Annotated in this window: 16 protein-coding genes; 8 read left to right on the plus strand and 8 right to left on the minus strand. The window is 46.1% G+C overall.

All coding sequences use genetic code 11. The features are described 5' to 3' along the window. Nucleotides 1-377: 377 nt before the first annotated feature. A complete protein-coding gene (locus tag OCU21_RS03185; protein ID WP_261806063.1) occupies nucleotides 378-5141 on the plus strand; it encodes a SpaA isopeptide-forming pilin-related protein in 4764 nt (1587 codons plus the stop codon). Nucleotides 5142-5496: 355 nt separating this feature from the next. Here the strand turns inward: OCU21_RS03185 and OCU21_RS03190 are convergent, their stop codons facing one another. Continuing rightward, the gene (locus tag OCU21_RS03190) at nucleotides 5497-6549 is read right to left on the minus strand and encodes an IS30 family transposase (RefSeq protein ID WP_010620018.1); all 1053 of its coding nucleotides are present in this window, start codon (nucleotides 6547-6549) and stop codon (nucleotides 5497-5499) included. Between the two features lie 618 nt (nucleotides 6550-7167). Between OCU21_RS03190 and OCU21_RS03195 the strand changes: the two genes are divergently transcribed. The 4 genes from OCU21_RS03195 (at nucleotide 7168) to OCU21_RS03210 (ending at nucleotide 11118) form a co-directional block, all read left to right on the plus strand. Further along, on the plus strand, nucleotides 7168-8499 hold the full coding sequence (locus tag OCU21_RS03195; RefSeq protein ID WP_261806064.1) for a replication initiation factor domain-containing protein: 1332 nt from the start codon (nucleotides 7168-7170) through the stop codon (nucleotides 8497-8499). 47 nt (nucleotides 8500-8546) lie between these two features. Beyond that, nucleotides 8547-9563 carry an IS30 family transposase gene (locus tag OCU21_RS03200; RefSeq protein ID WP_125766670.1) on the plus strand — a complete coding sequence of 339 codons (1017 nt, stop codon included), beginning with the start codon at nucleotides 8547-8549 and terminating at the stop codon, nucleotides 9561-9563. A 182-nt stretch (nucleotides 9564-9745) separates the two neighbouring features. Continuing rightward, entirely contained in the window at nucleotides 9746-9988 is a 243-nt protein-coding gene (locus tag OCU21_RS03205) for a DUF3173 family protein (protein WP_261806065.1), read from the plus strand. Continuing rightward, a complete protein-coding gene (locus tag OCU21_RS03210) occupies nucleotides 9985-11118 on the plus strand; it encodes a site-specific integrase (protein ID WP_261806066.1) in 1134 nt (377 codons plus the stop codon). Before OCU21_RS03205 ends, OCU21_RS03210 begins: the two co-directional genes overlap by 4 nt. Nucleotides 11119-11295: 177 nt before the next feature. On the opposite strand, the gene OCU21_RS03215 is transcribed toward OCU21_RS03210, so the two are convergent. Then, nucleotides 11296-12342, minus strand: coding sequence for an oxidoreductase (locus OCU21_RS03215; protein ID WP_261806067.1), 1047 nt, complete (start codon nucleotides 12340-12342; stop codon nucleotides 11296-11298). Nucleotides 12343-12563: 221 nt separating this feature from the next. Between OCU21_RS03215 and glpO the strand changes: the two genes are divergently transcribed. Continuing rightward, nucleotides 12564-14405, plus strand: coding sequence for a type 1 glycerol-3-phosphate oxidase (glpO, locus tag OCU21_RS03220; RefSeq protein ID WP_261806068.1), 1842 nt, complete (start codon nucleotides 12564-12566; stop codon nucleotides 14403-14405). 403 nt (nucleotides 14406-14808) lie between these two features. Continuing rightward, entirely contained in the window at nucleotides 14809-16254 is a 1446-nt protein-coding gene (locus OCU21_RS03225; protein ID WP_261806069.1) for an APC family permease, read from the plus strand. A gap of 54 nt (nucleotides 16255-16308) precedes the next feature. On the opposite strand, the gene OCU21_RS03230 is transcribed toward OCU21_RS03225, so the two are convergent. After that, entirely contained in the window at nucleotides 16309-17382 is a 1074-nt protein-coding gene (locus tag OCU21_RS03230; protein ID WP_261806070.1) for a M42 family metallopeptidase, read from the minus strand. A gap of 610 nt (nucleotides 17383-17992) precedes the next feature. On the opposite strand from OCU21_RS03230, the gene OCU21_RS03235 reads away from it, so the two are divergent. After that, nucleotides 17993-18157, plus strand: a complete 165-nt coding sequence (locus OCU21_RS03235) for a hypothetical protein (RefSeq protein WP_261806071.1) — start codon at nucleotides 17993-17995, stop codon at nucleotides 18155-18157. Between the two features lie 131 nt (nucleotides 18158-18288). Here OCU21_RS03235 and OCU21_RS03240 read toward each other — a convergent pair whose 3' ends face one another. The 5 genes from OCU21_RS03240 to OCU21_RS03260 all read right to left on the minus strand — a co-directional run. Beyond that, nucleotides 18289-19578, minus strand: coding sequence for an adenylosuccinate synthase (locus tag OCU21_RS03240; RefSeq protein WP_261806072.1), 1290 nt, complete (start codon nucleotides 19576-19578; stop codon nucleotides 18289-18291). 616 nt (nucleotides 19579-20194) lie between these two features. Beyond that, nucleotides 20195-21328, minus strand: coding sequence for a site-specific integrase (locus tag OCU21_RS03245; protein ID WP_261806073.1), 1134 nt, complete (start codon nucleotides 21326-21328; stop codon nucleotides 20195-20197). After that, nucleotides 21325-21669 carry a DUF3173 family protein gene (locus OCU21_RS03250; RefSeq protein WP_261806074.1) on the minus strand — a complete coding sequence of 115 codons (345 nt, stop codon included), beginning with the start codon at nucleotides 21667-21669 and terminating at the stop codon, nucleotides 21325-21327. Before OCU21_RS03250 ends, OCU21_RS03245 begins: the two co-directional genes overlap by 4 nt. Beyond that, on the minus strand, nucleotides 21666-22952 hold the full coding sequence (locus OCU21_RS03255; RefSeq protein ID WP_261806075.1) for a replication initiation factor domain-containing protein: 1287 nt from the start codon (nucleotides 22950-22952) through the stop codon (nucleotides 21666-21668). The genes OCU21_RS03250 and OCU21_RS03255 overlap by 4 nt, the downstream gene beginning before the upstream one ends. A gap of 408 nt (nucleotides 22953-23360) precedes the next feature. After that, a partial coding sequence (locus OCU21_RS03260; RefSeq protein ID WP_261806076.1) for a hypothetical protein occupies nucleotides 23361-23566 on the minus strand: 206 nt, incomplete at its 5' end.

The following is a 23566-nucleotide window of genomic DNA, read 5'->3' on the forward strand; positions in this document are numbered from 1 at the left end:
TATCATTACAAACTCAATTAACTGGAACCGAGAAAAACTTGACACATACGTGTTTGGTTTGCAGCTTTCAATCGATGCCGTTTAAGTCTTGGGTGCTGTTGCGCCTTTTGGACTTATACTGAATAACCAGTTTTTCAGTCGAACACATGGAGCGTCTGTTTTTAGGTTACGTTTGAACGCATTGTTATACAAGTGGAATAAACGGTGGAAGCCTGGTATATTTAAAGTGTGTAACCGTAATCAAAACCACATCAGGTTAGTAATATAAATTAACATATGGTTAGACGCGGAAACTCGAATTTCAAGAAAGTGGGGTGTTCACATTATCACGTATAAATTGAGGAGTAGAAACTCAATCATGGAAAGAGGTAAAAAACATGGATAAAAGGAAAATTGGACAGCAAATATATGCTTTAGTTTTAGTGCTTCTGCTGTTCTTACAATCCTCGGCACAAGTTGTAGGGGCGGTGACGGCTAGCTCTAGCGGTACTAATGATCCCAAGACTGTTCAACTTTTAGAGGCTACTCAGGAAACACCTGGATTGCGAACAATTGGACTGAAACTTTCGCTAAACAACTCAACGGATGAAATTGTTCAAGAGCAAGTTTCAGTATCCTTCTCAGGTGATCAGCAACTACAAGAGACCGCCGATGCCAACATTGTTGATGATGCGCATAGGGTTGTTGGACAATACTCCTATTCAAACAGCCACTTACAGCTATATTTGGCTGGCAATATTTCTGGAACAGCAACGATCCAACTAGGCCTCACAGACACTTCATCCTTAGAAGGATCTGTCAATTTCTCAACGGATGGTCAAAACGTTACTGCAAAACTGTCTGATACTACCTCAGTAGCAAAAGATGATAAACCTTCAGCCAATGTTAGCAGCAAGGCTGCATCTAGTGTTGCGTCGAAGAGCCAAACCGCAAAGACAATTTCTGAGAGTGCTGAGGGCAATGATATCTCACAATATTTGCCAGATGACTCCAAAGGAACAATCATTACCGGAGCAAATATTGAATTCACAGATAGCAAAGGTAATACTGTTGATCCCACACAAGTGAGAAAAGATACCAATCTTAATTTTCAATATACGTGGGCAATTCCGGATGAGCTGAAAGACGGATACCAAGTAAAAGATGGTGACTATTTCTCATTTAAGTTACCTGAAGGAGTTACCTATAAACCAGGTACGGGAACCCTCGGTGACTATGGAACTTATAGCATAACTGCTGATGGCACAGTTAAGTTCACCTTTAACAGTGATGTTGAAAACGTGAACCACATTGAAGGGACATTTAGTTATACTTCTACCATCAGCAGTGATTCATCGTCTGGCAAAGAAGACATTGTCATTGACACGACTACTGGGCCGGTAACGATACCAATTGTTGTTCAGCCATCAGGTGGTAACGACATCGCAAAGACTGGTCAACTAACTGGCGCTAACACATCTGGAAATAATCCGACTGGGATTACGTGGAACGTTACAATTAATACCAATGGTCAAGAGCTAGAGAATGCAACGATTTCTGATCCTATGCCAAGTGATACTACCAACACTGTGCCAACCACGCTGAAATCGGTTAGTGTATATCCCTTAACAGTTGATCTGAATGGGAATGTGACTAAAACTGGCGATCCTCTTAAAGAAGGTACAGATTACAAGGTTGAAAATGGAAAAATTACGTTTATTGGTGCATATGCGGATACCTATCAGGCTTTCAAGATCGAATACACTAGCGACATTGACTCGAGCAAGTTGCCTGATGATGGTGGAAAAGTAACCTTTACGAACAAGGCTACTTTAACTAATAACGGTAAAGACTATCCAGCAAGTGCGACTGTCAATGCAAACTACGGTAAACTTTTAAGTAAGAGCTATGATGGTCCGGATAGCAATGGCAGTCAGAAGTATAACTGGCATATTGACTACAATTATGGTGAGAAGGCACTGCCTGCCAACACCAAATTAGTAGATAAGTTATCTGAAGGTCAAATATTCCCTACTGACAACAAGCTTTCAATAGTTGATGAGGCTGGTAATGCTATCAGTTCCGATCAATATCAGGTAGCTTACAACGAAGCTAGAACCGAAATGACGATTACCTTCCCCAATGGGCTCAACATGGGAGTCAAGATTTCATATCAATCGCAAGTCACAAAATCAATAGACGCTGATGGAGAAAAAATTAGTAACTCTGTAGAAAGCAATGGCAAAACTTCGAATCCTGGGGAAAAGCAAGCCGACCAGCAGGGCCTAACTAAGTCTCGTGGAGCCGTTGATTATAACGCCAAGACTGTAACGTGGAATTTCGATATCAATAAGGCTCGTCAGGATATGAGTGACTGGACGATGACTGATCCGGTTCCGGATGGACTGACTGTGGACTATAGCTCTTTTGTTCTAACAGACAAAGATACTAAAAAGGTTCTGAAAGAAGGCGAAGACTATACTGTTAACCCCGATGGTAACGGGTTTAAAGTTACTTTTGAAGGCGCGCTCAAAGACCATGCTAAAAATTGGTATACGTTGAGCTATAAAACTACCTTTGAAACGAATAGCCTTCCAGCTAGTGGTACATGGACTAATACTGCTAAGGCGACTTGGAAAGACAAAGATGGTGGCAAACACACTAATGAAGGGAAAGGCCACTTTACTCCTAAGACTGAGTTTAAAAATGATGGTACCAAGTCCGGAAGTTACAATGCCGTTTCAAAACAAATTACTTGGACTGTGGTTGTTAACTACAATCAACGTAAACTTAGCAACGCTTCCATCACTGATCCAATCATTGGTGACCAAGACTATGTTGCAGATAGTGCCAAGCTATACGAAGCTTCTATTAAGGTAGATGGTTCATATGTTTTAGGTGCACAAGTTACTTCTGCTAATATTTCCTTTGACAATAATAAGAAACAACTTAGTGCAAAATTACCAGAGGATAGCGCTAAAGCTTATGTATTGACTTACCAGACTAGCCTTTCAGGTAAGGTGATTGATCAGAAGTCCTATGACAATACAGCAACCTACACAAACAGCGGGAAGTCTAGTGATTTGACGGCTAAGGTGACAGTGCCGAACAGTGGCAATGTTCTGGATAAAAGCGGTAAACAAGATCCAGCAAACTCTGCTTATGCTTTATGGACTTTATGGGTCAACAAGGCACAGTCAACCTTCAGTAATGCGGTTGTTACCGATGAGCCTTCTGACAACCAGATCATCGATGAAAGTTCAATTGTAGTCTATCCAGGAAAGGTATCTTCTAATGGGACCTTTACTGAAGATACGAGCAATCCATTAGTACTTGATAAGGACTACTCGCTGGACCTACAAACTGATAATGCGACGGGTAAGCAGACATTGAAGATTTCTTTTGCAAACGAAATCAGTTCGGCTTACTCAATTCATTATCGTTCATTGATTAACTCGTCAAAGATTAATGATACGTTGACCAATACAGCATCGATATCCGGTAAGGGTGAAAAAGATGTTGATAACAATACCAGTGGATCGACGGCAGTAGTAAACAATAGCGGGTCGGCAACTGGTAAGAACACCAATCTTGTTCTCACCAAGAGTGATGCTGATACCAAAAAGTCAATTTCTGGAGCTTCTTTTGAACTTTGGTCTGATGTTTCTGGACAAAAGGGACAGTTGCTTCGCAAAGGCACAACAGATGCATCTGGCAGTATTACTTGGAACAATCTTAAATCTGGGAAGTATATTTTAGTTGAAACAAAGGCCCCAGATGGGTATGTAATCTCTACCATTTTGGCCAATGGTAAGGAAATTAACCTTCAGTATAGTGATGCAAACGATGATAATAACGTTTCTATTTCGGAAACTAATCAAAAAGGAAAAGTTACGGTTGAGAAGTCTGATGCTGATGGCTCAGGCCCTTTAGCTGGAGCGGTATTTGATCTTTACAAGAAAGATGGGACTAAGGTTGCTTCAGATCTTAAGACAGAATCAGATGGCACTGTAAGTTACACTGGTCTTAATTCTGGTGACTATTATGTTATTGAGACAAAGGCACCTGCTGGATATAAGCTAGATGCAACACAGCATGCTTTTACTATCAATAGAAACAATATCCAATTAAAGGTTTCAATAACGGATGAGAAAGCATTGGGAAGCGTTCTTCTAACGAAGACTGATGGTGATACAGATAAAGTCCTGGCAGGCGCCGTGTTCAATCTGTATAAGAAGGACGGGACGAAGGTTGTCAGTGGCTTGACCACCGATGCCAAGGGTCAAATTAAGGTTGATGACCTGAAGCCAGGCGACTACTACTTTGTTGAAACTGCCGCCCCTGCTGGTTATGAATTGAATGACAGCCATCTGAGCTTCACGGTTGAATTGCAAACAACCACCAAAGTTGCGACCGTTTCAGCTACGAATGCTCAAAAGACCGGTTCCGTTGTCCTGAATAAGACCGACGGTGATACAGGTAAAGCCCTGGCGGGCGCTGTGTTTGATCTTCATAAGAAGGACGGGACAAAGATTGCCAGTGGGTTGACCACTGATGCCAAGGGTCAAATTAAGGTTGATGACCTGAAGCCAGGCGACTACTACTTTGTTGAAACTGCCACCCCTGCTGGTTATGAACTAAATGACAGTCAGCTGAGCTTCACGGTTGAACTACAAACAACCACCAAGGTCGCGACCGTCTCGGCCACAAATGCCGAAAAGACCGGTTCCGTTGTCCTGAATAAGACCGATGGTGATACAGGTAAAGCCCTGGCGGGCGCTGTGTTTGATCTTCATAAGAAGGACGGGACGAAAGTTGCTAGTGGCTTGACCACCGATGCCAAGGGTCAGATTAAAGTTGATGACCTAAAGCCAGGCGACTACTACTTTGTTGAAACTGCTGCCCCTGCTGGTTATGAACTGAATGATGGTAAGCTTTCATTTACTGTTGACCTACAAGTTATTGGAAAACAGGCTGTGGTTATGGTCAAGAATTTTAAGAAGAGTTCATCACAAACTAACAACGATAAGCACAAAGGCGACCAAAACATGCCTGCTACAGGAGATGCCAATAGTTCAGTAACGACACTGATGGGAGTAGTTTTGTTGCTCAGTATGTTCACCTACGGTCTTTTCAATCTTTACAGACGAGAACGCCAGTAGAGATAGAGAATGCTGGTCTCTGGTGCCAAATGATTATTCAGTGAAGTAAAAGAACTTCGACTCAAATTTTTAGAGCGTCAGTAAACCGCTAATGATCAGTCTGCACCTAATAATCAACCACACGAAGGAACCCCACAATCTCAAAAAATGGCTCTTCGTCAAGTAGAATTGATAGAATTTTTCAGAAGCGAGACCGAGACATAATTCTCGGCCCAAGTAAAAAGCTCTGAGAATCCGAATATTTCGGATTCTCAGAGCTTTTTTATGTACGTAAATTGCAAGAACAAGTTAGCCAGTCGTTGAGGACAATCCCAGAACAGGCCGTTATCAAATAGAAGTTGTGGCGCTAGAGAGACTACTGGGCCATGCGGCGAACGCGCCGAGCTTCGGCCTCAAAGTTTTGCTGGGGTGTGCAGTAGCCCTGTTGTTTGCGAGGCAACTGATTCAAGCGGTCTTGCGTGGCCTGCACTTGACTAGGGCTAATGTCATCTAGGGACATGCCCTTAGGGAAGTCCTGGCGGATCATCCGGTTATGTGCCTCGTTGGTGCCACGGTCGCAGGACGTGTAAGGATGGGCGTAGAAAATCTCAGTTTCCGTCCCAGCAAAAGCAGTATTTAAGGCGGTGAACTCGGGTCCGTTGTCGGCTGTGATGGTCTTGATGCAAGCTCCCCATTCGCGCTTGATTCCACGCAATGCATAGCTCACAGAGTCTGCATCTCGTCCTTCGATCAAGCGGAGAAGTTGGCAACGGGTCTTGCGCTCAATCAGAGTCAAGATGACGCTCTCCTTGCCATTGCGTTTACCGACAATGGTATCCATCTCCCAGTGACCGAACTGCCTGCGTCGTTCAACGACCTTAGGCCGTTCCTCGATACTGCGGCCAGCCAGGCGCTTAGCCTTGGTGTGGTGCTGGTGAGAGGTCTTCCGCTTAGTCTTCTCCAACAGGTCGATATTTCGAATCTCTAGGCGTTGGTCGTCAATGTACTGGTACAAAGTCGAGGCACAAACAAGCTCTTCAGGAGTAAACAGCTTGTGTCGCTTGGCATAGCCGATTGAAGCATCCGGCGACCATTTGTCCTGCTTAGCTCGCTGTACGTACCAGGCTAAGAAGACCTGTACGCTGGCGAACTTGTCAGGACGATGGCAGCTCAAGCGTGCAGTCTCGTAACGTGCCTGAGCAGCCTCTGGCAGGTATTGTCGATGGTAGACGCGCTTGCCATTACTCTTCTTGACCTGATCTACTGTACCTCGCTTGATTTCATTATTAATGGTCTGCGGGCAGACGCCAATTTCAGCAGCAATCCAACGATTGGACTTCCCAGCTTGGCGGAATCCGGCCACTTTTCCGCGCTCGAGTGATGTTAAGTGCTGACCTTTTTGGCGGTGTGTGCTATCCTGTTTCTGCATCAAGACAATATCCTCTTCCATTGTTTGTGTAGGAACTTCAATGATACAGGATATCTGTTCTTGATGTTTTTTATTGTCCAAAAAATTTTGAGACAGTGGCTAACTTGATTCTAAAATGCGCGGCTTTTTTATGTAGGGCGGAGAAAAGACAAATTTCTCCAGTAAATTATTTATGGTATCAGCTAGCAACAAATCAAATTGTTGCATAGTCGTCCAAAAATATGGAGGCAACGCGAATACAGCAGTGGTCGCAGGGTAATCATGTTCAAGCAATGGGAGAAGTCTTCATGTTAAGATCCTGTTACAGTTCAACTTTCAGTTTCAAAATACGTCCTACAAACAGTCTGTATATGTTGAGAGCGAAAGTTCTCACAGACCTTCTGGAGGGGTCTTGCAACGCATCGCCGCCGTGCGCGGCGTGCAGCGCGAAAGCCGCTAGCGCGAGCGGCGGCGGTCGGCGTTAGCCGGCCGCCTCAAGCCCCCCAGTATCTAATAGGGGGGCGATAGTATGACAGAATAAACCTGCTAGACAGAAATAAACCGCGTAAGACCGGCGTTTTGCTAGAAATATGACGCAACATTAGCGCCCGATTAGTTCACATCGAAAGGAATGACAAAATGCAAAAGGATTTAACGCTTGTTAATCCACAAAACTACTCGTGGTTAGACGAGCTGGAAGAATTCAAAGATGCCTATGGCATCACACAGCAACAATTAGCCGATACAACGGGATATCGTCGCGAGTACATCAACGCCTTAATCAGAGGCCGAAAACAGCTCACAGCGCAAGCTAAGGCCAAATTGACGACCGCAATGCGCGTACTGACCAAACGGAACAACCTAGATTGCTGTATCGACTACTTCCGCGTCACCTTTAAATCACACGATGCCGAAAACATCATTCAAAAGATATTTCAGATTAGTCCAGAACATTTCTATCGTGAGGACTGGGCGTTTTACGGCTACACGCATAAGCTGGTCTGTGGTGAGCTAACGGTGATGCTCTCACAACAACCAGAACGCCGTCACGGTGAATCAGAAGAAGCGTGGCTAAAACGGGACAAGGGCACAATGATTGAGTTGAGCGGTCAAGGCTGTCGCTATTTGGAAAAATACCTTAGCGGGCAAAAGCGCTCATGGTATGACGTCTTCATAGCTTGCCAAGAATTGCATGGTCGCTTCAAGCGAATTGACCTCGCTATCAATGACCGTCATGGCGTCCTCGACATTCCAGAATTGATTGAGAAGTATCGAAACGACGAATACCGTTCGCGTTTCAAAGGTGGCAAAATTCATCGCTCGGATCGTGACCACAAGGAGGGAAATACCTTAGAGTTAGGCTCGCGCCAAAGTGGTGTCCACATGGTGATTTATGAAAAGGACTTTGAGCAGTGGCAAAAGCAAAACGTATTATTGGAAGACAAGTTACCGATTGAAGAACAACCCATTAAGAATCGTTTTGAAGTGCGGCTAACTGATGAACGGGCTGATTCAGGTATTGATGCATTACTGTCAACTCGCGACCCTGAAAAAGTTATCTTCGGCATCATCAACCATTATATTTGCTTTCTCACCCCTACCAAAAGCAAGAGTAAGCAAAGCTGGCCGATTGACCCACGATGGGCAACCTTTATTGGTGCTAATCGGGATAAGTTATCCCTAACCGTTGACCCGCAACCCTTCGACTTTACGACAACTGTTGGCTGGCTCAAGAAGCAAGTGAGTTCCTCGCTGAAACTGATCGTGATTTTAGATGAGATGTTAGGAACGCACACGCTTGATGAAATTATTGACGCTGGCAAACTAAGTCCACGGCAAGTTGATTTGATCCAGCATTATCAAAATGGCAACTGTGGCGCCTACCTAGACAATTTTGAAGCAAAAGAAAAACAAAGCCCCAGTTTACAATTCAAGTGCAACACCCTGACGACTAGACCAAAAAGGCCATGAAGACCTATTCTTGTTAGTACTAGCTAAACAAGAAAGCAGGAATCTTCATGACCCACTCTCAGACTAACACCCACAAGCATTACCAACAACTCAGTTTTAGCGACCGTGCTACAATTCAGGCCCTTCGGGCTGCTAGTGACACCGCGACCGTGATTGCACAGAAGCTTCATCGCAGTAAAGCGACAATCTCACGAGAAATCACGCGTGGATCTGTAACTCAGCTCGACTCGAAGCGTCACTCGCATCAAGTCTATCTTGCGGAAACTGCCCAAGCCATGCACGACCGTAAACGCGATAGAACCGGTCACTACGCCTTTCTTAAGACTGGCCGTGCGTTCTTCAAGGCTCTCGCCAGGGAGCTTACTCGTAAGCCGCGCGTACACAGCGTTGATAGCTTCGTACACTTCTATCGCGACCAGGGCAAGGCTTGCCCTTCAACGACAACTGTGTATCGCTACATCGACGCCGGGCTGCTTGAGCTAGACAACATGACACTTCCCAAGAAGCTCCGACGCCGCATCAAAGGCTATAAGAACGCCCACAAGCGCAAGAATAAGAAGATATACGGCGACTCAATCGAGTTGCGTCCTGCGGCCGTGAATGACCGCACAGGCGTGGGACATTGGGAAGGCGACTTGGTCAAAGGTATTCGCTTAGCTGATGAGCCAGCATTAATGACGCTCACAGAACGGTACAGCCGGACTGAGATCATCGTCAAGATTCCTGACTATCATGCGGGCACCTGCCTTAAAGCCTTGCAAGACACGATCGACGACTACGGGGCCAAGGAATTTGAGAGTATCACTTTTGACAATGGTTCCGAGTTTGCCAAGTTATCAGAGATTGTTGGAACCCAGATTTACTTCGCACATCCGTACTCGCCTTGGGAGCGTGGCACAAACGAGAACGCCAATGGACTGCTTAGGGAATTCTTCCCGAAAGGGAAGTCTCTCAGAGCAGTTACCCTGGTTGAAATTCAAGCAGTCCAATCCGCACTGAACCATCGTCCCAGACGTATTCTGAACTATCTTCGCCCATGCGATTACTACCGATGCATGGCGTAACAGCCTAGACCACTATCAAGAATTCGTTATCATCGTTGCACTTGACTTGAAAATTGAGGAAAGAAAAACAAAGCAACGAATGAACGCGATTGCCGCGCTGACCCGAAACTTTGCCCTAGACAAGCTAAGTATATCACGGTCAGCAAATCGCGGCGATCTCCAATCTGAAAAAGGAGAATTTTATGCCAGCATATCTGACCCTGACACGGGCTGATTTAGTGAAGCTGGGATACAGTCTATCGCAAGCAAGCCGTATCGTCAAATTGACCAAAGAACAGTTGCTCAAACAAGGCTTTGGATGGTACGGTAAGAAAGGCGTAGACCGTGTTCCGGTGGAAGCAGTAGACGCAGTATTAGGCTTGAAACTAAGCCAACTTGAGGGTGCACCAAGTGGCCTTTCCGCAGTTAAGGAGGAACTATCTTGACTACGAAAGACCCAATTACAAAACAAGCGGACGGCACTTTCAGCTTCCGCGTAAGCTTAGGAACTGACAAACGGACTGGCAAGCGAATTCAAAAGCGTGCCAGCGGCTTCAAAACGAAAACGGAGGCGAAAAAAGCAAGAGTTGCAATGTTGGCGGCGGGGATCGCCGATGATGAGGACATCAAGCAGACTAAGTTTGGCGACTTTATGGAAGACGTGTTCAAGCCTTGGTACAAAACCCAAGTAAAGCCACGCACCTACCGTCAGCGGCTAGTCTTGATGAACAGTGAGTATCTGACTAGGTTCAACGACATCATCATTGACCAAATTCGGCCGATTGATGTGCAACATTGGCAAGTCAGCGTACTCAAAGACTGTAAGCAATCTTATGCGCGTACTATCAACATTATGTTAGGTCAAGTGCTAGAACGTGCTAAGGCGCTGGGCATCATCACCGAGAATCCAGTGCGTGTTGTTGGCCTCATCAAAAAGAAGAAAGCGAAGATCCAGTTCTGGACACAAGCTGACTTCCAAAAGGTGCTCGCTAAGACAAATACCGACACGTACTCGGGCCGCTTTGATTACACGATGTTGTGGTTCATGTTTATGTCTGGCTTGCGTAGTGGTGAAGCACGAGCGTTGAAGTGGACAGACGTTGATCTCGAAGCTAAGACCGTGAACGTCAATAAGACGATGGACTATCACAACCGCAACTGGTTTGAAACACCAGCGCCAAAGACCGCCGCTAGTCGCCGTACTGTGGCACTTGATGATGATACCGTTGCGTGCTTAGGCGCGTGGCAGACCGCACAAGCGGCGATGGTGAATTCCGAGTGGGTATTCTCACGTGATGGGATTCCGTGCTCTGACCAGCAATTCATTGATATTGTGGACGCGTACAGCACACTCGCTAAAGTTCAGCGAATTACCGTGCACGGCCTCCGCCACTCGCATGTGTCGCTGTTGATCAGCCTCGGTGAAAATCCACTCCAGATTAAAGAACGTCTGGGGCATGAAGACATCGAAACGACGCTCGGCACTTACGGTCATCTTTACCCCAACAGTAACTTTGAAGTCGCAAAAAAGCTCAACGGGATCTTCTCCAAGGAGGTACCCGATGAGCCAAAATAATTTGAAAAGGGTCAAAATTGTGCCACCATAAAATCGGTGGTGCTAGAAACCTTGATACCACGGGACGGGCGCGAGATGTGCCATTGTTCCCGGGAAATAATTTCTCATCAATTTTTTGGGTTGATTTCGTTTTGCTGATCCCCTGAACACGGTCCAGCCAACTTTGGCACCTGCTTTTCAGCGAAAATCGACCACATGTGGGCCCTTAGTCGCAACTCCGGCTTCAAGAATCGCCAAGGCCGTCAATAACTCCTCATCACTGACTAATTTAGGTTCGCCGCGCAAAATCGTCGCAGCCATCGCGTCATAGACCCGGCCATAGTCTCCCAAAGGAGTCGGTAGACTTTTTTCGATCCAATCGCCGTTCCCATTTTGATAATGCAGCTGCCCATAAGCATCGGCCGTATCTTGGCCGAAGCCCCATGTCCCCGGCATGATCTGCGCCTTCAAATCGTTTTCTTGCTGATCGATCTCCGCCTTGACGAAACTACCCAAAGTCCCTAGTAATAGGAATTTAGGATAAGGTCGCGCCACCAGATTACTGGATTTGACCTTGGCTTTGAATCCTTCATAGAATAGATCCACCTCATAGTAATCATCCATGTTTCCTTGGTTTTGTTGCGGTCGGATATCATAGTAGACTTGTTGCGGCGCGCCGAAAAGTGCGATCATCTGATCGATCGTATGGATCCCCAGCCCATAAAATTGGCCATTGATCGGCGCACTATTGACCACCGTCTCCTGCAAACGATAATGATCCATGTGGGACTCGATCTCCAAAGGGCGGCCTAAATAACCGATCGTCAACACTTGCTTCAGAGCCAAGTAATCACTATCAAAACGCCGATTTTGAAAAGGCATCGCGACTAAGCCTTTACTCCGCGCTAGATCCAATAGTTCGCGCGCCTCAGCCTTGGTTTGGCAAAAAGGCTTTTCCACCAAAACGTGCTTGCCCTGATTTAAAGCGGCTTTTGCCAATTGATAATGGGTCGCCGCTGGGGTGGTGATCGTGACCATTTGGATCTCCGGATCAGCCAAAATCTGTTGATAGTCTGTCGTCAACACCGCACCGCGCTGGCGCCACTCTTGTTGCGCCTCAGGATAATGTCGAAAGCCATGATCGTAGATCGCTTTCACTGTGATCTCAGACCGTATTTTCAAATAAGGTAAATGATACCGATTCGCACTTTTGCCAAAGCCTACCATCGCGATCGTTAATTGCATCTCCGCCACCCACTTCATCAGATTTTGATTTCATTTAACGCTACCTCCATTGTACGTTTTCAACCCGTAGAAAAAAAGGCTCAACTGTTTTTTACAGCCTTATTTTCCAAAACTCGCCGGACTCGGCTAACTCTCTTCCTTAAAAACTTAAAAGGTTGCTTGCAATTTTTCCCTAGTGACTTAGAATTAAAGTAGACAAAAAAACATTTGGGGGCATTACGATGACGTTTTCCGCACAAACACGACAAGATAACTTAGAAAAACTTGCCAACGAGATGTTCGATCTCGTCATCATTGGTGGCGGGATCACTGGAGCTGGTGTGGCTCTACAGGCCGCTGCTTCTGGGCTCAAAACCGCCCTGCTAGAAATGCAGGATTTCGCAGAGGGCACTTCTTCGCGCTCAACCAAGATGGTCCATGGCGGGATCCGCTACTTAAAGAATTTTGATGTCGGTGTGGTCGCTGATACGGTCCAAGAGCGGGCTAAAGTCCAACAGATCGCCCCACATATTCCGCAACCGATCAGAATGCTACTTCCTATTTATCAAGAACCTGACGCGACTTACGATATGTTCTCGGTCAATGTTGCCATGAAGCTTTATGACCAATTAGCGCGGATCCATGATCCCCGACTGACCAGTTTCACCATGACGCGAGAAGAAGTCCTGGCCCAAGTCCCCGATCTGAACCCTGAGCACCTCCTTGGCGCTGGTTCCTATTTGGATTACACCAACAACGACGCCCGCCTAGTGATCGAGAATATCAAAAAGGCGGCGGCCTTTGGTGGGGTGATGACTAGTCGGATCAAAGTCACGAATTTTCTTCACGATCATGCTGGTAAAGTCTGCGGTGTGACCGCCGATGATCTACTTAGCGATGAAAGTCTAACGATCCACGCGAAGATCGTGCTTAACGCAGCAGGGCCTTGGGTCGATAATATTGACAGTCTGGACGATCAAGTCCCCTTCATGAAACAACTTCGGCCAACGAAGGGGATCCATGTTGTGGTTGATTGGCAGCGGTTACCTGTGCCCCAGCCCCTTTATTTTGATAGTCAGCACCATGATGATCGCATGATTTTTGTCATTCCGCGAGATGGCAAAACCTACTTTGGCACGACCGATACAGACTATCGCAGTGATCTACGCCATCCGCAGATCACCCAATCTGATCTGGATTATCTTTTGACTTCGATCAATCAACGCTTCCCCGCGGTAAAAATAACCTTGGCCGATATCGAGGCCAGTTGGGCAGGGATCCGACCGTTGATCGCCTCAAACGGGAGCTCTGATTATAACGGCGGCGGTGGCGGTCATATCACGGATCAAAGCGTCGACCAAGTGATCGGCAGCGTCAACAACTACAATCAAGGTCGGGCGACTCGTGATGATATTGCTGAAGCGATCGTTGCCAGTGAACAAACACTTTCCGAAAAGATCCTGAAACCGTCCCAAGTTTCTCGGGGTAGCTCGCTGCATCTTAAAGAGGATGGTCTGATCGTCCTCTCTGGTGGAAAAATCACGGACTATCGTCGAATGGCCGCCGGCGCTTTAGAGTTGATCATTCAACAAATGAAAGAACTGTTCCACCAACGATTTCAACCAGTCGACTCCACTAAACTACGCGTCTCTGGAGGCGATATCAATCCCAGCAATGTTCCTGTTGAATTGCAAATGATCAGCGACCAAGGTGAAGCCTTAGGTCTGGACGCAAACTCCGCCCGTCTGATCGCGCACCTTTTTGGCTCCAATGCGCTTCAGATCTTCACTTTGACGCGGACCACTCAACCGGCGCCAGGACTCAGCTTAGCAGAGACCTTGATGTTAAACTATTGCCTGAGTGAGGAAATGGTTTTGACCCCCGTTGACTATCTACTACGTCGCACCAATCACATTTTATTTGCGGCAGATAAATTGGCCGCGATCCGTGAGCCGATCATCCAAGAAATGGCACGTCAGCTCAACTGGGACGAGGGTCAAACTAAACGGATGCGCCAGCATCTCGATCAAGTCTGCCAAGAAAGCGACTTGATCTATCTCAAAGCGGGCCAAAGCCACGCCTAAGCACCTATGGACCTCCCTACCTTAAATGAAAGCAAGCCTAGCCAACTATGTTTAACTCACATAGTTGGCTAGGCTTTTTGATTACCTTAAAATCACGAGCCGATTGTCTGACTCGATTTGACTACATTAACAGAAATATAATCGGCACTATTGACAACACTCGTTTAGGCTCGGCAAAAAGTCGTTTTTTTCAAAAAAAATTCAGGTTTTTTATGAACAAAGAATGAGCTTTAAGAACATATTCTCATTTAATTTCGGCTAATTGTACTGGTATTCTTTGCCATGTGTGGGTTGATAAGCTGTCCGTCTTTTACGCTCTATCCTCATTTATATCTCATGCAGAAGCTTTAAAAAGGCGTTATAGTAACGATATTAGTTTTCATAATAAACAAGGGGGTTCATCATGGCAGATGAAAATAAATCAAAACAACTTTTTTGGTATAACATTGCCTTACTTGGATTTGTCAGTGTTTGGGGCTTAGGAAACGTCGTCAATAACTTTGCGCAGCAGGGCTTGGTCGTTGTTGTCTCTTGGATCTTGATCATGATTTTCTACTTCGTACCATATACGTTGATGGTTGGACAAATGGGCGCCACGTTTAAGGACGCGGAAGGCGGTGTTTCTAGCTGGATCAAAGAGGTCTCAACGCGAAGATTAGCTTATTTCGCGGCTTGGACTTACTGGGTCGTGCATATTCCCTATTTGGCGCAGAAACCGCAAGCGATCATGATTGCTGGTAGTTGGCTCTTCCAAAGCAATGGTAACTTCGTTAAGACGATGCCTTCGATTATCGTCCAGTCGCTTTGCTTGATCCTCTTTCTGATTTTTCTCTATCTGGCTTCTCGTGGGATCACAACGTTGAACCGGATCGGTACGATTGCTGGGATGTCAATGTTCATCATGTCACTACTTTTTATTGTCCTTGGATTGGCCGCGCCTGCAATGACTGGGTCAGGGATTGCGACGCAAAACATGGATCATCTGAGCAATTATATCCCTAAGTTTGATTTTAAATATTTCACCACCATCTCCATGTTAGTCTTCGCCGTTGGTGGTTCCGAAAAAATCTCTCCCTATGTTAATTCTACGAAAAATCCCAGCAAGAATTTTCCTAAAGGCATGATCGCCCTAGCGATCATGGTCGCAGTCTCCGCAATTATGGGGTCGTTTGCGATGGGAATGATCTTCGATGCCAACAACCTACCTGATGATTTAATGGCTAATGGCGCTTATATCGCCTTCCAACAATTAGGTCATTATTTCCACATGGGTAATTTCTTGCTTTGGATCTATGCTATCGCTAATGCGATGGCCTCGATCGCGGCCTTAGCAGTCTCCATTGACGCGCCTTTACGAATTTTGTTAGATGATGCTGATCCTGATTACATTCCCGCCGCATTACGGAAACGCAATAAAAAAGGAACTCCGATCAATGGTTATCGTTTAACCGGGATCTTAGTTAGTCTGATCATTATTATCCCCGCGTTAGGGATCGGTGGGACCAACAGTCTATACAATTGGCTCCTGAATTTAAATTCTGTCGTCATGCCACTTCGCTATCTTTGGGTATTCTTCGCCTTCATGATGCTCAATCGCCACCTGGATAAGTTTCATTCCGATTATATGTTCGTTAAGAATGCTAAAGTCGGCTTTGGTTTTGGCCTCTGGTGTTTTCTCTTTACGGCTTTTGCCTGCATCCTGGGCATGGTACCGAAAATTGATTTTGCCCAGAGTCCCAGCGCTTGGTTATTCCAATTGATCCTCAACATCTTGACTCCGATCGTACTGATTGGCATTGGCTTCATCCTTCCCGCTTTAGCTCGACGCAATCGCCAAGAGAAAGCATAAGCCTGACCACACAAAAAAAGCCGCAAATCGCGGCTTTTTTCTTTGGACCATTTTTTAAAAGTTACTGATCACATCGGCAGTTAACTGACAGATGATTTTCTTAGCCAAGTCGAGAGCGTGTGCGTAATCTTGATACGCGATAAAGCAATAAGGTGTGTGCGCATAACGAACGGGTACGCTGATCACGATCGTTGGGGCACCATTATACCGGTTGATGATCGCGCCGTCTTGACCGCCACCAGTCCGAACTGACCGTTGCACTGGGATTTCATTTTCTTTGGCAACATCCAAAGCATAGCGTTGGAAATGTGGGTTCGTGACGATCGTTGAATCAAAATCACGTAGCATTGGGCCCCGACCCAAGCCAGCTTGGATCAGATAGTCTGGCATGACCGTATCATCTGCTGGCGCACCTTCAAAAACGATCGCCAAATCCGGCTTGATTTTACGGACAACGACTTCAGCACCGCGATCACCGACTTCCTCTTGAGCGGATAAGCCAGCAATCAAATCAATATCTAAGCTTGTTTGCGCCAGATCTTTCATCGTCGCCGCCAGCAAAGCTGTCCCGATACGATTGTCAAAGGCCTTGCCTAAAAATAGCCCGGTCCGTTCATTATATTCACAGGTGACATCAGGAACCACAGGCGCGCCGACTTCGATTTGATAATCTTCTTTTATTTCTTGCGCCGAGCTTGCACCGACATCGATCTTCAGCTCATCCATTTTTGGTAGCCGTGTCCGCTCTTCTGCAGTCATGAAGTGCGGTGGTGTGCTACTAATGATTCCTGAGATCCATTCACCATTTCGATTGCGAACTTTTACTTTTTGTGCAGGGATCGTGACCAACGCCCAACCACCGACCTGAACGAAAAGCATTTGTCCGTCAGGTTTGATTGCCCGGATCATAAAGCCAACTTCATCAGAATGCGCGTCCAGTTCAACAATAGGACGTTGCCCATTGTTATGGTGATGTTCAACGAAAACATTACGCATATGGTCCTCGGTGATCTTACCTGTCCCGGCAACTTCTTCACGGAACAGACGCGTGACATCATCTTCAAAAGCCGAGATACCATAAACATTTGAGAGTTTTTGAATCAATTCGATCGAACTTTTTTTCTCCATTAATTTCATTCCTTCCAATTGTTTCATGTGGAACAACTTGCTGAAGCGCTGGCCCACGTTGCTTACCTCTATTATTATAGGCTAAATGAACGGTTTTGTCTTTCTCGACTTTATCTGTATTTACTCGTGATCCAGCAGTGCGTACAAAATGTTTCATGTGGAACATTTTCAAGCTGATGGCTGCTGATTTGGCGGCACAGAAGACCCCAGAATCAGTGCTTGTCCGCTCAAGCAAGACTGTTTTCATGATTAGGTAGTTAGTAATGATTTCCTTTAAACGAAATCATTACTACCCAAGAGGCCCCAGAAATGCTATAATGTTTTCGGGTGCCAAACCCTGAGAACAGAGACTGCTGGCGTTGCAAAACGTTTTGAAAACAGTCTTGTGTTCTCTTTTTTTACCACTCGTTGATAAAATGTATGAGTTTTGAAACACGGTTTCTCGATTTGGCGCCTGTATTTAGCCACGATAAGTTTCTAAAGTGGCTCTCGTCTGCAGATTTCTGATTACGGATACGGCAAAATTCGTTCGATCAATCTGCGCTTGAAAAAGCGCTATCGTTAGTCTTTCCAGTCAAGACATGCTAAGCTCTAATTGGAGATGATCGTGATGAATAATCCACGTTGGTTAAGTATTTTGCTAGTGATCGTTTACGCGCTGGTAGTTATTTGCTTGTTGGTCGGAAAGAGTATGTTATCAATGTATTTGATGGGCTTCGGCATGCTCGGTGAGGCAGTTTACGGGTTGATCAGTAACTGGCATCAGTCTAAATAAATTTACAACGACCTTTTGATAGTTCAGCTGGCCTTTTTACAAGCTGGCTCTGGGCACTCAACAGTGAGACCAAAAAAACGGATCTTTCAGTCAAAAAGACTGTGAGATCCGTTTTTTAAGTGGACAATTACTTAGTTATCGATCCAAACATCATTTAAGATCACGGTTTGTTGGCGATCCGGGCCAACTGCAAAGGTTGCCAAGGAAACCCCGGTCAATTCCGCAATTCGTTTTAAATAATTTTGAGCGTTTAATGGCAGGTCTGACCAACTTTGGGCCTGGGTGATATCTTCATGCCAACCAGGCAATTCTTCATAGACCGGTTCACACTGATCAAGTTCTTTGAGACTAGCCGGGTAACGATCGATCGTGGCGCCATTTAATTGGTAGGCAACACAGATCTTGACCACATCTAAACCAGTCAAGACATCGATCGAGTTCAAGCAGATATCGGTTAACCCCGCCACCCGTTTCGCATGCCGCACCACTACGGAATCAAACCAGCCAATTCGCCGGGGACGCTTAGTAACAACCCCATATTCATGACCAGCCTCGCGAATAAAGTCGCCTGTTTCATTCAGAAGTTCTGTAGGAAAAGGACCGTCACCCACGCGTGACGTGTACGCCTTAGCAACGCCAACCACCCGATCGATCGCTGTCGGGCCCACACCAGCGCCTACACTCACGCCGCCAGCAGGATTAGACGAGGTCACATACGGATAGGTCCCTTGATCAAGATCCAACATCACACCTTGCGCTCCTTCAAAAAGAACGTGCCCTTTTTTTTGAACGACTTCATCGATCAATACGGAAGTATCACAAACATATTTTGCTAGCTTTTGACCGTACTCGTAGAATGGTTCAAAAATATCGTCAAACTTTAAAGGCTCTTGATGGTAGATTTTAGTTAGGATCTCATTTTTTAACTCAAGATTTTGCTGAAGTTTCTCCGCAAAAACATCTTTTTCTAACAAATCGGCCATGCGGATCCCCGAACGCGTCGCCTTATCTGTGTACGCAGGTCCGATCCCCCGATTAGTGGTGCCGATTTTTTCGCTGCCCCGATATTGTTCCAGAGCATGATCCATGGCAATATGATAAGGAAGGATCAGATGGCAGCGGTTCGAGATCCGCAAGTTAGCGGTCGATAACCCCTGCTGATGAACGCGGTCGATCTCCGCAACCAATGATTGCGGGTTAACAACGACCCCATTTCCCAGAACCGACGTCTTTTCTGAATAAAGGATCCCTGAAGGAATCAAACGAAGCTTGTAAACCTGACCCTCTGACTTGATCGTATGGCCAGCATTATCGCCGCCTTGATAACGAACGATCATTTCGGCCTTCTGACTCAGGAAATCGGTAATCTTCCCCTTTCCTTCATCACCCCATTGTGTTCCAACAACGATTACACCCGTCATACCAGCAGCTCCTCTTTCATAAACGTTAACAACAGAACATATGTTATCATGTTTGATAGTCATTTACAACGAAAAAATCAAACGATCAGCAGTCAATACGATAAGTAAGCGTTTCATAAGCGAACATTATTCGACGGTCAACAAAGTCGTGTCCGCCCACAGATCATCATTTTATGCTCTTACTTAGGTTAAGCCGCAGCTAGCTAACGTTTTACGGGTGGGCAGTCCTTATTTTTACGTTCAAGATTTTAGGAATCACTGCATCCTCATTATCGCAAAAGTAAAGCTGTTTTGAGTCAAACAAGGTTGCTCAATCGAATCGGCGCGAGGATCGGTTAAGTAACCCGCACTGATCCAGTAATCTTAACAAAAAAGTCTATTCGTTATTTTCAGCGAATAGACTTTTTTCAACTTAATTGTTACCGCGCGCTTGACTCGTCCCTTCATTAAAAGGTCGTTGAACAAAAAAATCGCAGTAACTTGATCCGTTTGGTTAGGAAAACTGATTGAGGCAAATTATTTCCCGGGAACAATGACACATCTCGTGCATGTCCCGTAATATCAACGTTTCTAGCACCACCGATTTTACGGTGGCACAGTTTTGACCCTTTTCAAATTATTTTGGCTCATCGGGCGCCTCCTTGGAGAAGATCCCGTTGAGCTTTTTTGCGACTTCAAAGTTACTGTTGGGGTAGAGATGACCGTAAGTGCCGAGCGTCGTTTCGATGTCCTCATGCCCCAGACGTTCTTTGATCTGGAGCGGATTTTCACCGAGGCTGATCAACAGCGACACATGCGAGTGGCGGAGGCCGTGCACAGTAATTCGCTCAACTTCTGCGAGTGTGCTATAAGCGCTCACGATACTCAAGAAACGCCGGTCAGGACAGGGAATCCCATTGAGTGAGAATACCCACTCGGATTGCACCATCGTCGCTTGTGCGGCTTGCCACACGCTTAGACACGCAACCGTATCATCATCAAGCGCGACTGTTCGGCGACTAGCCGCAGTCTTTGGCTCTGGCGTTTCAAACCAGTTGCGATTGTGATAGTCCATGGTCTTGTTGATGTTCACAGTCTTAGCTTTGAGATCAACGTCTGTCCACTTTAACGCCCTTGCTTCACCGCTTCGTAAGCCTGACATGAACATGAACCATAACATTGTGCGCTGAAAGTGTTTCTCATAGGTGTCCGTGCTAGTTTTTGCGATCACTTTTTGGAAGTCTTCCCGTGTCCAGAACTTGATCTTCGCTTTCTTCTTAGGAATCAAACCGACGATGCGCACTGCATTCTCGGAGATGATGCCTAAGGTTTTGGCACGTTCTAACACTTGACCAATCAGAATATTGACGGTTCGCGCATAAGATTGCTTGCAGACTTTTAGAATCTGCACTTGCCATCTTTGAATATCGATCGGGCGAATTTGGTCAATCGAGATCTCGGTAAACATCTTGAGATGCTCACTGCCCATCATGTTTACGCGTTGCCGGTAAGTCCGTGGCTTGACTTGGGTTTTGTACCAAGGTTTGAACACGTCGATCATGAATGTTCCGAAGCGGGTCTGCTTGATGTCTTGGTCATCAGTAACGCCAGCCGCCAACATGGCTAGTCTTGCTTTTTTCGCCTCCGTTTTCGTTTTGAAGCCGCTGGCACGCTTTTGAATTCGCTTGCCAGTCCGTTTGTCAGTTCCTAAGCTTACACGGAAGCTAAAAGTGCCGTCCGCTTGCTTGGTAATATGGTCTTTCGTAGTCAAGATAGTTCCTCCTTAACTGCGGAAAGGCCACTTGGTGCACCCTCAAGTTGGCTTAGTTTCAAGCCTAATACTGCGTCTACTGCTTCCACTGGAACACGGTCTACGCCTTTCTTACCGTACCATCCGAGGCCTTGTTTGAGCAACAACTCTTTGGTCATTTTGATGATACGACTTGCTTGCGATGGACTATATCCCAGCTTCACCAAATCAGCCCGTGTCAGGGTCAGATATGCTGGCATAATATTCTCCTTTTCAAATTGGAGATCGCCGCCATTTGCTGACCATGATATACTTAGCTTGTCTAGGGCAAAGTTTCGGGTCAGCGCGGCAATCGCGTTCATTCGTTGCTTTGTTTTTCTTTTGGCTCAAAAGCGTCTAGGAAAGCACCTTGGTTGCCGTCTTTGTAATGAAGAATCAGATCGATTTGTTGCGGGCTTAGCACACCAGCGTCAATGATTTCGCCGAGTTTGTTTGTTTTTAACATCTTGTCCAAAGTCACGATCAGTTTCAGTGAGGAACTCACTTGTTTCTTGAGCCAAGCCACAGTCGTCTTGAAATCAAGAGGTTGGGGATCAACGGTCAGCGCCAACTTGTCCCGATTGGCACCAATAAAGGTTGCCCACCTTGGGTCAATCGGCCAGCTTTGTTTACTTTTGCTTTTGGTCGGGGTGAGAAAGCAAATATAGTGGTTGATGATGCCAAAGATGACCTTTTCTGGATCGCGAGTTGCCAGCAGCGCATCAATGCCTGAATCAGCTCGTTCATTCGTCAGCCGCACTTCAAAGCGATTCTTGATCGGCTGTTCTTCAATCGGCAATTTGTCTTCCAGCAACCCGTTTTGTTTCCGCCACTGCTCAAAGTCCTTTTCGTAAATCACCATGTGGACACCACTTTGACGCGAGCCAAGCTCGAGCGTGTTTCCCTCTTTGTGATCGCGATCTGAGCGATGAATTTTGCCACCTTTGAACCGTGAGCGGTATTCACCGTTTCGATACTTCTCAATCAATTCTGGAATATCGAGGACACCGTGACGGTCATTGATAGCGAGGTCAATGCGCTTGAAGTGGCCACCTAGTTCTTGGCAGATCATGAAGACGTCATACCACGAGCGTTTTTGCCCTCTAAGGTAGTTTTCTAGGTAGCGACAACCTTTGCCGCTAAGCTCAATCATCGTGCCCTTATCCCGCTTTAACCAGTCGTCTTCTGATTCATCGCGGCGGCGAGTTGGCTGTTTTGAGAGCATTACCGTTAGCTCACCACAGAGCAGTTTCTGCGTATAGCCGTAAAATGCCCAATTTTCACGGCGGAAGTGTCCGGGCTTAATCTGAAATACCTTCTGAATGATATTTTCGGCATCGTGTGACTTGAAGGTGACGCGGAAGTAGTCGATGCAGAAGTCTAGATTGTTCCGCTTGGTCAACACGCGCATCGCAGTCGTTAATTTGGCCCTAGCTTGCGCTGTGAGCTGTTTTCGGCTTTTAAGCAAGGCGTTGATGTACTCGCGACTATATCCTGTTGTATCGGCTAATTGTTGCTGTGTGATGCCATAGGCATCTTGGAATTCTTTCAGCTCGTCTAGCCACGAGTAGTTCTGTGGATTAGCAAGCGTTAGATCATTTTTCATTTTGTCATTCCTTTCGATGTAAACTAATCGGGCGTCAATTCTGCGTCATATTTCTGGCAAAACGCCGGTCTTACGCGGTTTATTTCTGCCTAGAAGGTTTATCCTGTCATACTATCGCCCCCCTATTAGACACTGGGGGCTTGAGGCGGCCGACTAACGCCGACCGCCGCCGCTCGCGCTATCGGCTTTCGCGCGGCACGCCGCGCACGGCGGCGATGCGTTGCAAGACCCCTCCGGAAGGTCTGTGAGAACTTTCGCTCTCAACATATACAGACTGTTTGTAGGACGTATTTTGAAACTGAAAGTTGAACTTTAACAGGATCTTAACATGAAGACTTCTCCCATTGCTTGAACATGATTACCCTGCGACCACTGCTGCATTCGCGTTGCCTCCATATTTTTGGACGACTATGCAACAATTTGATTTGTTGCTAGCTGATACCATAAATAATTTGCTGGAGAAATTTGTCTTTTCTCCGTCCCCGCAAAAAAGCCCATACCATCAACAAGGAAAGTCGCGATATGGGCTCTAAAACTGGGTCTAGAATTTTTGGTGTTGGAAGATACTTCCACACTAGAAGTTCTAGACCTTTTTGAATAACAAAAAAGGCACC

This window comes from Lapidilactobacillus luobeiensis, from assembly GCF_024345205.1.
Classification (GTDB): Bacteria; Bacillota; Bacilli; order Lactobacillales; family Lactobacillaceae; genus Lapidilactobacillus; species Lapidilactobacillus luobeiensis.